Annotated in this window: 9 protein-coding genes; 3 read left to right on the top strand and 6 right to left on the bottom strand. The window is 64.9% G+C overall.

Annotated elements, in window-relative coordinates; genetic code table 11:
- Positions 1-14: 14 nt before the first annotated feature.
- Entirely contained in the window at positions 15-2,210 is a 2,196-nt protein-coding gene (gene uvrB / locus GRI55_RS05620; RefSeq protein WP_160766517.1) for an excinuclease ABC subunit UvrB, read from the bottom strand.
- 99 nt (positions 2,211-2,309) lie between these two features.
- Between uvrB and GRI55_RS05625 the strand changes: the two genes are divergently transcribed.
- Complete coding sequence (locus GRI55_RS05625; RefSeq protein ID WP_160766518.1) at positions 2,310-2,855, top strand: DUF3617 domain-containing protein; 546 nt, start codon at positions 2,310-2,312, stop codon at positions 2,853-2,855.
- Between the two features lie 38 nt (positions 2,856-2,893).
- Complete coding sequence (locus GRI55_RS05630) at positions 2,894-3,679, top strand: esterase/lipase family protein (RefSeq protein ID WP_370873253.1); 786 nt, start codon at positions 2,894-2,896, stop codon at positions 3,677-3,679.
- A 33-nt stretch (positions 3,680-3,712) separates the two neighbouring features.
- Here GRI55_RS05630 and GRI55_RS05635 read toward each other — a convergent pair whose 3' ends face one another.
- The 4 genes from GRI55_RS05635 to putP are packed head-to-tail and all read right to left on the bottom strand — an operon-like array spanning position 3,713 to position 8,148.
- A complete protein-coding gene (locus GRI55_RS05635) occupies positions 3,713-4,378 on the bottom strand; it encodes an extensin family protein (protein ID WP_063513105.1) in 666 nt (221 codons plus the stop codon).
- 54 nt (positions 4,379-4,432) lie between these two features.
- Positions 4,433-4,804 (bottom strand): VOC family protein, encoded by a 372-nt coding sequence (locus GRI55_RS05640; RefSeq protein ID WP_160766519.1) that lies wholly within the window; start codon positions 4,802-4,804, stop codon positions 4,433-4,435.
- 24 nt (positions 4,805-4,828) lie between these two features.
- Entirely contained in the window at positions 4,829-6,625 is a 1,797-nt protein-coding gene (ggt, locus tag GRI55_RS05645) for a gamma-glutamyltransferase (RefSeq protein WP_160766520.1), read from the bottom strand.
- 41 nt (positions 6,626-6,666) lie between these two features.
- Positions 6,667-8,148: a sodium/proline symporter PutP gene (gene putP / locus GRI55_RS05650; RefSeq protein ID WP_063511558.1), complete on the bottom strand. Its 1,482-nt coding sequence runs from the start codon at positions 8,146-8,148 to the stop codon at positions 6,667-6,669.
- Between the two features lie 200 nt (positions 8,149-8,348).
- Between putP and GRI55_RS05655 the strand changes: the two genes are divergently transcribed.
- On the top strand, positions 8,349-9,194 hold the full coding sequence (locus GRI55_RS05655; protein ID WP_050600232.1) for an outer membrane protein: 846 nt from the start codon (positions 8,349-8,351) through the stop codon (positions 9,192-9,194).
- Positions 9,195-9,267: 73 nt separating this feature from the next.
- On the opposite strand, the gene typA is transcribed toward GRI55_RS05655, so the two are convergent.
- Positions 9,268-11,085: a translational GTPase TypA gene (typA, locus tag GRI55_RS05660; protein WP_050600233.1), complete on the bottom strand. Its 1,818-nt coding sequence runs from the start codon at positions 11,083-11,085 to the stop codon at positions 9,268-9,270.
- Between the last annotated feature and the right edge of the window lie 84 nt (positions 11,086-11,169).

Genomic DNA, 11,169 nt, shown 5'->3' on the forward strand with positions numbered 1-11,169 from the left:
AATACGCCCGTCGATCACGGTTTACCGCCCATCCGCTTGTAGCGTGTCTTGCCATAGCGCGTCTTGCGCGTTCCCGGGCGGCCCGCATCGCTGCGGCCGACGCGCGGGGCCTTCTTCTCGCTATCACCGAGGCCGAGTTCGTCGTTCTCCAGCTGGCGGATTTCGTCGCGCAGGCGGCCTGCTTCCTCGAATTCGAGATCGGCCGCGGCAGTGCGCATGCGCTTCTCGAGGTCCTCGATATAGGCGCGCAGATTGTGCCCCACGAGATTGTTGCGCTCGTCGTCGCCCGTATCGACCGTGACCCCGTCCTGCGACGCGGTATGCGCGACGATATCGGCGATCTGGCGGCGGATCGTCTGCGGCGTGATGCCGTGTTCCTCGTTATAGGCCTTCTGCTTTTCGCGGCGGCGGTCGGTTTCCGCCATCGCGCGTTCCATGCTGCCGGTGATGCGGTCGGCATAGAGGATCACGTGCCCGTCGACATTACGCGCGGCGCGGCCGATGGTCTGGATCAGGCTGGTTTCGCTGCGCAGGAAGCCTTCCTTGTCGGCATCGAGGATGCACACCAGCCCGCATTCGGGAATGTCGAGCCCTTCGCGCAGCAGGTTGATCCCCACCAGCACGTCATAGACGCCCAGCCGCAGGTCGCGGATCAGTTCGATGCGTTCGAGCGTCTCTACGTCGGAGTGCATGTAGCGGACCTTGACGCCCGCCTCGTGCATGAATTCGGTCAGATCCTCCGCCATCCGCTTGGTCAGCGTGGTGACCAGCGTGCGATAGCCCTTGGCGGCGGTCTTCTTGCATTCCTCGATGCAGTCCTGGACCTGGTCCTCGACCGGGCGGATACCGACCGGCGGGTCGATCAGCCCGGTGGGACGGATGACCTGTTCGGCGAAGACGCCGCCGGTCTGTTCCATCTCCCACGTGCCCGGCGTGGCCGAGACCGCGAAGGTCTGCGGGCGCATCGCGTCCCATTCGTTGAACCGCAGCGGGCGGTTGTCGATACAGGACGGCAGGCGAAAACCATGTTCGGCCAGCGTGATCTTGCGGCGGTGGTCGCCCTTCGACATCGCCCCGATCTGCGGCACCGTCTGGTGGCTTTCATCGACGAACAGCAGCGCGTTTTCGGGCAGATACTCGAACAATGTCGGCGGCGGTTCACCGGGCAGGCGCCCGGTGAGGAAGCGGCTGTAGTTCTCGATCCCCGCGCAGCTGCCGGTGGCGGCGATCATCTCGAGGTCGAAATTGGTCCGCTGCTCGAGCCGCTGCGCTTCGAGCAGGCGGCCTTCCTCGTGCAGTTCCTTGAGCCGCTCGGCGAGCTCGAACTTGATCGCCTCGGCGGCCTGTTTCATCGTCGGCCCGGGCGTCACATAGTGCGAATTCGCATAAACGCGTACCTTGTCGAGGCTGGCGCCCTTCTTGCCGGTAAGCGGATCGAATTCGCTGATTTCCTCGATATCGTCGCCGAAAAAGCTGATCCGCCACGCCATGTCTTCATAGTGGCTGGGGAAGATTTCCAGGCTGTCGCCGCGGACGCGGAAATTGCCGCGCGCGAAGGCGGCGTCATTGCGCTTGTACTGGAGCGCGACGAGCTTGCGGATCAGTTCGCGCTGGTCGACCGCTTCGCCCTTCTTGATGTCGAAGATCATCGCCGAATAGGTTTCGACCGAACCGATACCGTAGAGGCACGACACCGAGGCGACGATGATCACGTCGTCGCGTTCGAGCAGCGCGCGGGTGGCCGAGTGGCGCATCCGGTCGATCGCCTCGTTTACGCTGCTTTCCTTCTCGATGTAGGTGTCGCTGCGCGGGACGTAGGCTTCGGGCTGGTAATAGTCGTAATAGCTGACGAAATATTCGACTGCGTTCTCGGGGAAGAAGCTCTTGAACTCGCCGTAAAGCTGCGCGGCGAGGATCTTGTTCGGCGCGAGGATCAGCGCCGGCCGCTGCAATTCCTCGATCACCTTGGCCATGGTGAAGGTCTTGCCCGACCCGGTCACGCCCAGCAGCACCTGCGTCTGGTCGTCCTCGCGTGCACCGGCGGTGAGTTCGGCGATGGCAGTCGGCTGGTCGCCTGATGGCGTATATTCGCTGACCAGCTTGAACTTCTTGCCCGGCATCGATTTTTCAGGGCGGGCGGGCTTGTGCGGGACGAAATCGCCAGTGGTGTCGGGTTCTTCGAGGCCGCGGCGGATGACGAGTTCGCTCATGCGCGCACATATGGGGAACGCGGGCGGCAGGCGCAACGGTGCTTGCCTCGCGCAGCCCGGCTGCTAGCCTCCTGCCTCGACCAGAAGGAGGGATTTTCCATGCGCCGTATCGTGACTGCCGCTGTCGCCAGCTTTACTCTCGCCGCTTGCGGAGGGGGCACCGCCGATGCCGACGGCGATGGCGAGATCAGCATGGAAGAGGCCGCTGCGCAGACCGCAGACATGGTCCGCCCGCTTCCCGGGCAGTATCGCGCCACGGTCGAATTCGTCGATGTCGAACTGCCCGGGGCGCCGCAGCAGGTGCAGGACATGATGCGCGGGATGCTCGACCAGGGGCCGCAGACTCACGAATACTGCCTCACCGCCGAAGAGGCCGAGAAGGGCTTCGAGGAAATGGCGCGGCAAGCGCAGGAAGACGGCGACGATTGCAGCTTCGAGAAGTTCGACGCATCGGGCGGCCAGATCGATGCGGTCATGAATTGCGAAGTCGAAGGGCAAGGCGCCGCACGGATGACCATGAAGGGCAGGGGCGGCGAAACCTCGTCGGAAATGACCATGACGATGGATGCCGAGGCGCCCGGCGGGCAGACGATGACCATGACCATGAACAGTTCACAGGAGCGCATCGGCGACTGTGACGCTTAGAAGACCGGGAAGCTTTAAGGGGAGCTAAACCGTCCACGGTGCATTATTACACCGTGATGGCAGCGTTACCGTTCAAAGACACCGCACTCATCGACCGCGAGGAACTGGCCCGGCGCTGGGCGCTGGCGGCCGAACCTTGTCCCGATGATGCCCGTGGCCCGCGCTGGCAATTGCTGCTGCGCGAATTGCTGTGGCCGCTCGAACCGGTCCGCCGCGCGCTGGGCAAACCGCTGGAGGTTGCCGCTGCCGCACATCCCAGGATCGTGATGCTGCTGCCCGGCTTCGGTGCGCATCCGATCCGCATGCGGTGGATGGCCCGCCATCTCGAACGCGCCGGCCATACGGCCAAGAAATGGGGCCTCGGCTACAATCTCGGCGCGACCGAGTCCCGCTTTCGCCAGGTCGAGGAACGGCTGGTCGATCTGTACCGCCGCACGGGCGAACCGATCCATCTGGTCGGCTGGAGCCTGGGCGGGGTTATGGCGCGCGAAATCGCCAAGCAGCATCCCGACAAGGTCGCCAAGGTCATCACCATGGGATCGCCCTTCTCGGGCAGCCCGCGGGCCAACAATGGCTGGCGCGCCTATCAGGCGATTGCCGGGCACCGCGTCGACGAGCCGGAAATCGATACCGTGCTGCATGAAAAGCCGCCGGTGGAAACCGTCGCGTTCTGGAGTCCGAAGGACGGCGTGGTCCATCCGCGGGCGGCCTGCGGGCGTGCCGGCGAACGCGATCGCGCGGTGGCGCTGCGCTGTTCGCACATGGGGTTCGTGCTGACGCATGAAGCGGTGGAAGCGGTGCTGGACGAACTCGACCGCGACTGACGGGCGGCTGGCGGCTTCTGCCTCCGTGTCCGGTCAGCGGCAGTAGTTGCCCTTGCCGTATTCCAGATGGAAATGATCGTGATGCGCGCGGTTGTAATCGGGGCCGAGCACGGTCCCGAAGCGCTTGCACGCGCTCTTGTGGACGACCCGCAGGAATTCCCGCTCCTCGCGCGAGGCGTTCCACCCCGACAGCACCGACACGCGCCGCCCATCGGCCAGCACGAAGGCCGAAACGTCGATCGCCTCGGCGCGTGAATGCGCGCTGCGGCGCGCCGTGCCCGCGACATTGCGGCACGAATAGCTGCCCATGGTCTCGATCCGCTGCAGCGGACTGCCGAGGATCTGGCGCGCTGCCCGATCGACGCCGAAGCGCGCCCATCCGGCAAAATTGTTCGCCAGCGGACAGGCCACTGCGCCGAGATTGGTCACGGTGAAATGATCGCGATCGCCGCCGACGCCTTCCAGCCTCACGCTGTTGGCGGTCGAACAGCCCTGGCCGTAGAACTTGTCGGGCAGCGGGATGAAGCGCGATCCGGTCATGCCCAGTTCGGCGTGGCATTGCCGCGCCTCGGGGCGGGCGGTGCTGATCGCCGGCGAACCGGCCTGCCGCACGCCGCGATCGGCGGTCTTGCTGTCGGGTACGACGCCGCATCCCGCCAGGATCAGGAGGAGGAGAGCAATGGCGGGATGCGGTCGCATGCCGCGATTATTCCCTCGACATCGTTAACATAGCGCTAACGATGTTCGCGCTGACTAAGCGGGGGCCTGCACCTGCTGCCACAGTTCGATCTTCACCCCGTCGGGATCGAGGATCCAGGCGAACTTGCCATAACCTTCGTCGACATGGCCGAGCACCTTGACGCCCTTGGCTTCGAGCTGGGCCACCATGCCGTCGCAATCGTCGACGCGCAGGTTGATCATGAACCCGCCGCGCCCCGGCTTGACGTATTGGTCGTCGGGAAAATGGCTGATCAGCGAATAGGGCTTGTCGCCGGTTTCTTCGGACCAGTCCAGCTGCGGCCCGTATTCGCCGTCGATTCCCAGCACGTCGCGATACCATGCGCGCGTGGCGGCGGGGTCTTCCACCACGTAGAAGATCCCGCCCAGTCCGGTTACCTTGGCCATGTCGCTCTCCTTGTCAGGCGACCCTCAATAGCCCGATGCCTGCCCGTCCTTGCGCATTTCGGTGGCCCCCGTCAGCACGCGCGTTGCGGGATCGCGCGCGATTGCCTGGTAGCCGCCGAACATGATGCCGTTGTCGACCACTTCGACCGTATGGCCCATGGCGCGCAGCTGCGCGATCGATTCCGCCGGAATGCCGGGTTCGACATACAGCGTGCCCAGCGGATCGGCCGAGGGCCCGGCCAGTGCCTCGGTCGGCTGGCGGCCGCCGTCATGGTTGAAGCGCGCGGCATCGCCGGCTTCCTGCAGGTTCATGCCGTAATCGACGATGTTGACCAGCACCTGCACGTGACCCTGCGGCTGCATGCCGCCGCCCATCAGGCCCAGCGTCATATAAGGCTGGCCGTCCTTCTTCACGAAGGCGGGAATGATCGTGTGAAAGGGGCGCTTGCCCGGTTCGTAGGCATTGGGATGCGCCGGATCGAGGCTGAACAGTTCGCCCCGGTCCTGGAACATGAAGCCCGTGCCGGGCGCCACCAGCCCGCCGCCCATGCCGCGATAATTCGACTGGATCAGGCTGACCATCATCCCTTCGCCATCGACGACGGTGAGATAGGTGGTGTCGCCTTCACCCTCCAGCTTGGGCGCGACCTCGATCTCGCCCGGCGTGAATTCGGGCGTGGCCTTGGCGGGGTCGATCAGCTTGAAGCGTTGGGCGCCGTAGTCCTCGCCGAGCAGTTGGGCGGGGATGGCGGCGAAGTCGGGATCGGCATAGAAGCGCGCGACATCGGCATAGGCGAGCCGTTTCGCCTCGACCATGTAATGCAACGCTTCCGCGCTGCCGCGTTCCCATTGCGACAGGTCGATATTCTTCAGGATGTTGACCATCTGCAGCGCGGCGAAACCCTGGCTGTTGGGCGGCAATTCGCACAATTCGTAGCCGTCCTTGTAACCCACGCAGGCAGGTTCGACCCATTCGCTGCTGTGCCCGGCGAAATCGGCGCGGGTGAAGGCGCTGCCCTGCGCCTGCAGGTAATCGATCATGCCATCGGTCAGCGCGTTGTCGTAGAAGGCATCGCGCCCGTCGCGGGCGATCGCCTCGAGCGTGTCGGCCAGGTCCGGATTGCGGAAGATCTCGCCAGCCTCGGGCGCATTGCCATCGGCGAACCAGACCTGGCGCGCATTGCTGAAATCGAACTGGTCCTCGCGCGCCGAATAGGCCTTGAGCGAGCGGGCGAGATACATGCCGATGACCGGCGCGATCGGGTGGCCTTCGCGGGCATAGCTGATGGTCGGCGCCAGGTTGGCTGCCATGCTGCGCCGGCCGAAGCGTTCGTGCATCGCGAACCATGCGTCGACTGTCCCGGGCACGGTGATCGGCAGCGCGCCATAGGGCGGGAGCGCCTCCGCCTCGCCCAGCTTTTCGCGCAATTGCGCGAGCGTCTGGTTCTGCGGGCTGCGGCCCGAGCCGTTGATGCCGTGCAATTCGCCGGTCGCCGGGTCGTAGATAATGGCGAAAAGATCGCCGCCGATCCCGTTGCCGGTGGGTTCCATCAGGCCCAGCGCGGCATTGGCGGCGATCGCCGCGTCGACCGCGCTGCCGCCGTCCTTGAGCACATCGAGCGCGATCTGCGTCGCCAGCGGATGCGCGGTCGCCGCCATGCCGTGCTGCGCGATCACCGGGCTGCGCGCCCAGTTGGCGCCGACCGGACGGCCGCCGCCGCCGATCTGTTCCTCGACCGCGGGCCGCTCGGCGGTGTCCTGCGCAGTGGCCGGGATGGCGGTGAGGGCAAGGGCTGCAACGCCCGCCAGTAATGCTCGCATGTCCGTCTCCTGAATTTTGGAGACGGTGTGACGAATGCGCGTCAGGCTGGCAAGGGGCGGTCGCTGCTTCCGGCGGTTGCCTTGCTGACCAGGAAGATGGCCAGCCAGGCGGCGATGAAGCCGGGGACGATTTCGTACAATCCCTGATCCATGCCCGGCAGCGCCGCATTCCAGCCCAGTGCGATCCACGCGATGACCACTGCCGCACCGGTGACGAGGCCTGCCACGGCGCCGGCACCCGTCATCCGGTCCCATGTCAGCGAGAGGATGATCAGCGGGCCGAAGGCGGCGCCGAAGCCTGCCCAGGCGTTGGAGACGAGGCCGAGCACCTGGCTGTCGGGATCGCTGGCGATGATGATCGCCGCGATCGCGACCAGCGCCACGCAAATGCGGCCGACATTGACGCTTTCGCGCTCCGAGGCATGGCGGCGGAAGAACAGCTTGTAGAAATCCTCGGTCAGCGAACTCGAGGCGACCAGCAACTGCGAGCTGATCGTCGACATGATCGCGGCGAGCAGCGCGGCGAGCAGGAAGCCGGTGATCAGCGGGTGGAACAGCAGGTTGGCGAGCACGATGAAGATCGTCTCGGGATCCTCGACGACGATGCCGTTGCGTTCGGCATAGGCGCGGCCGGCGATGCCGATGCCGATCGAACCGAGCAGCGCCACGCCCATCCAGGTCATGCCGATATTGCGCGCCGGGCGCACCTTGGCGACCGTGTCGATCGCCATGAAGCGCACGATGATGTGCGGCTGGCCGAAATAGCCCAGGCCCCAGGTCACCGCGCTGATGAAGCCGATCAGCGTCAGGCCGTTGGTCAGGCTCAGGAAGCCGTCGACCGGCACGTCGGTCAGCGACCCGCCCGCGCTGCCGCCTTCGCCGAACATCACCACCAGCGGCATCACCGCCAGCGCGACGACCATGATCAGGCCCTGCACGAAATCGGTCAGGCTTACCGCGAGGAAGCCGCCGACCATCGTATATGCCAGCACCACCAGCGCGGTGATCCAGATGCCGAGCATGTAATCGCTCATGCCGATATCGCCGAACAGGCTGGCAAAGCTGGTTTCGAACAATTTGCCGCCGCCGACCAGGCCCGCGGCGGTATAGACCGCGAAGAACACCACCACGATCAGCGCCGAGATCACGCGCAGCGCCACGGCCTTGTCAGGGAAGCGGTTGGCGAGGAATTCGGGGATGGTCAGCGCATTGCCGTAGCTTTCGGTCTGCGCCCGAAGCCGCGGCGCGACCACGAACCAGTTGGCCAGCGCACCGACGAACAGGCCGATCCCGATCCACGCCTCGACCAGGCCGCTGGCATAGAGCGCGCCGGGCAGACCGAGCAGCAGCCAGCCACTCATGTCCGACGCGCCCGCGCTCAGCGCGGCGACCGCGGGTGGAAGGTTGCGGCCAGCGAGCAGATACCCCTCGCTGGTGTCGGTCGAACGCTTCCATGCCCACAGGCCGATGGCGATCATCAGAACGAAATATAAGGCGAGTGAAATATATGTTCCCGTCTGCATGGGCGGGGCACCTAACAGATGCTTGTTGCACTTGCCACTGCCGCGATTGCGCCGCTGCGCAGGCCCTCCGCCGGGGAGGGGGCCGAGCGGGCTGTTGCACATATGAGACACTTTGCCCCCAGCGCCGAACGGCGGTGGAACGGCTTGGCGACCCACGCGTCTAGCGGACAACAGGGTCCATATAACTCAAAGGTTTTCCAATGAAAAACTCGACAATTCTGGCCACCGCGATTCTCGCGGGTGTCGTTGCTCAGCCTGCTTACGCGCAGGATGCCGATCCCGATTTCTTCAATGGCGTCTATGTCGGCGGCAGCTTCGGGCTCGACGGGCTCGACGACGAAGCGGGCGAAGGCATCGTCTTCGACACCGATGGCGACGGCGAGTATGGCGACACGGTCCGCACCACGACCGGCGCCAATGCGTTCGGCCCCGGCTTCTGCAACGGCATTGCCAACGGCCCGCGTGCCGCCGACGGCTGCAGCGACGACAAGTCGCGCTTCGGCTACGGCGTCCGCATCGGTTTCGACCAGCGCATCGGCGATGGCCCGATCGTAGCCGGCCTGCTGGTCGAGGGCGCGATGTCGGATTCGGAAGAATATTCGAACGGCTTCAGCACCACTCCGGCGAGCTACACCTTCAAGCGCGAGCTCGACAAGTCGGTCGCACTGCGTGGCCGTCTGGGCGTTTCGCCCGGCAGCGGCCGCGGTCTGATCTACGTCACCGGCGGTCTCGCCTATGCCGATATCGACCATGATTTCATCACCACCAACGGCGCCAATTCCTTCACCATGACGGATGATGACGATTGGCAGCTGGGCGGCCAGATCGGCGCCGGCGGCGAACTCTACCTGTTCGACAATGTCTCGCTCGGTCTCGAATATCTGTATTCGCGCTATGACGACAACGACGCCTATGTCGTGGTCGGCGCGGGCAGCGCACCGGCGACCAACCCGTTCCTGCTCGATTCGGGCCAGACGGGCCTGCGCCCCTCGGATCCGAACTTCGACATCCATTCGATCCGCACGACGCTGAACTTCCGCTTCTGAGCGAAGTCCCAGCCGAAACGAAAAGGGCCACCTTCGCGGTGGCCCTTTTTTTTGTCTGCTGTCGGCGCGGCGGTTACTGCGCGGCGCGTTTCGCGCGCTTGCGCTCGTGCGGGTCGAGGATCGCCTTGCGCAGGCGGATGTTCTCGGGTGTCACTTCGACCATTTCGTCATCGTCGATATAGGCGATCGCCTGTTCCAGCGTCATCACCCGCGGCGGGGTCAGCCGGATGGCGTCGTCCTTGCCGGTCGAACGGAAGTTGGTCAGCTGCTTCGACTTCATCGGGTTGACTTCGAGATCGTCGGGCTTGGCGTTTTCGCCGATGATCATGCCTTCGTAGATCTTCGCCTGCGGACGGATGAACAGTTCGCCGCGGTCTTCGAGCGCGTTGAGCGCATAGCCGACCGCTTCGCCCGGGACCATCGAGATCAGCACGCCGTTCTGGCGGCCCTCGATCACGCCGCGATAGGTGTCGTACTTCTCGAACAGGCGGTTCATGATGCCCGTGCCGCGCGTGTCGGACAGGAATTCGCCGTGATAGCCAATCAGCCCGCGCGACGGCGCGGAGAAGGTGATGCGGGTCTTGCCCTGGCCCGAGGGGCGCATTTCGGTAAGCTCGGCCTTGCGGCGCTGCATCTTCTCGACGACCGTACCCGAATGCTCGTCATCGACGTCGATGACGACCGTTTCGAACGGCTCCATGCGCTGGCCGTTCTCTTCACGGAACAGCACGCGCGGACGCGAAATGCCGAGTTCGAAGCCTTCGCGGCGCATCGTTTCGATGAGCACGCCAAGCTGCAGTTCGCCGCGGCCGGCCACTTCGAAGCTGTCCTTGTCGGCGCTTTCGGTGATGCGGATCGCGACATTGGTTTCCGCTTCGCGATACAGGCGATCGCGGATCATGCGGCTGGTGACCTTGCTGCCTTCGCGGCCGGCAAGCGGGCTGTCGTTGACCGAGAACTGCATCGCCAGCGTGGGCGGATCGATCGGCTGCGCGGCGATCGGCGTTTTCACGACCGGATCGGCGATGGTGTTGGACACGGTTGCCTTTTCAAGGCCGGCAAGCGCGATGATGTCGCCCGCCTCGGCATGTTCGACGGGGACCCGCTCGAGCCCGTCGAACGCCAGCAGCTTGGTCGCGCGGCCGACTTCGACGACATTGCCGTCGGGGTCGAGCGCATGGATCGGGTCGTTGACGTCGATCTTGCCCGACTGGACGCGGCCGGTCAGCACGCGGCCCATGAAGTTGTCGCGGTCGAGCAGCGTCGCGAGGAAGCTGAACGGCGCTTCGGTGTCGAGCCCGGGGGCGGGCACGTGGTCGACGATCAGCTTGAACAGCGGCTCGAGATTGCCTTCGCGCGCATGCTCGTCCTCGCTTGCATAGCCGTCGCGGCCCGAGGCCCACAGGCTGGGGAAGTCGAGCTGGTCGTCATTTGCATCGAGATTGGCGAAGAGATCGAACACTTCGTCGAGCACTTCCTGCGGGCGCGCATCGCCGCGGTCGATCTTGTTGACCACGACGATCGGGCGCAGGCCCAGCGCAAGCGCCTTGCCGGTGACGAACTTGGTCTGCGGCATGGGGCCTTCGGCGCTGTCGACCAGCAGGATGACGCCATCGACCATCGACAGGATGCGTTCGACCTCGGCGCCGAAGTCGGCGTGGCCCGGCGTGTCGACGATGTTGATGCGGGTGCCGTTCCATTCGACGCTGGTGCACTTGGCGAGAATGGTGATCCCGCGTTCTTTTTCCAGATCGTTCGAATCCATCGCGCGTTCTTCGACGCGCTGGTTGTCGCGGAAGGTGCCCGATTGGCGGAAGAGCTGGTCGACAAGAGTGGTCTTGCCGTGGTCGACGTGGGCGATGATCGCCACGTTGCGCAGGTCGCGGGACATGGATTGTGCTTTCTATTGGCGTGCCGTAGCGTCAACGCATGGTGGGCACGAGACGTTTCGGGCGCGCCCCTAGCCGAGTTGCTG

The organism is Qipengyuania citrea, assembly GCF_009828015.1.
Taxonomy (GTDB): domain Bacteria; phylum Pseudomonadota; class Alphaproteobacteria; order Sphingomonadales; family Sphingomonadaceae; genus Qipengyuania; species Qipengyuania citrea.

Bases quoted from the DNA above. Each gene is read 5' to 3' on its own strand.
- uvrB (WP_160766517.1), bottom strand. From the start codon at position 2,210: ATGAGCGAACTCGTCATCCGCCGCGGCCTCGAAGAACCCGACACCACT.
- GRI55_RS05625 (WP_160766518.1), top strand. From the start codon at position 2,310: ATGCGCCGTATCGTGACTGCCGCTGTCGCCAGCTTTACTCTCGCCGCT.
- GRI55_RS05635 (WP_063513105.1), bottom strand. From the start codon at position 4,378: ATGCGACCGCATCCCGCCATTGCTCTCCTCCTCCTGATCCTGGCGGGA.
- GRI55_RS05640 (WP_160766519.1), bottom strand. From the start codon at position 4,804: ATGGCCAAGGTAACCGGACTGGGCGGGATCTTCTACGTGGTGGAAGAC.
- ggt (WP_160766520.1), bottom strand. From the start codon at position 6,625: ATGCGAGCATTACTGGCGGGCGTTGCAGCCCTTGCCCTCACCGCCATC.
- putP (WP_063511558.1), bottom strand. From the start codon at position 8,148: ATGCAGACGGGAACATATATTTCACTCGCCTTATATTTCGTTCTGATG.
- GRI55_RS05655 (WP_050600232.1), top strand. From the start codon at position 8,349: ATGAAAAACTCGACAATTCTGGCCACCGCGATTCTCGCGGGTGTCGTT.
- typA (WP_050600233.1), bottom strand. From the start codon at position 11,085: ATGTCCCGCGACCTGCGCAACGTGGCGATCATCGCCCACGTCGACCAC.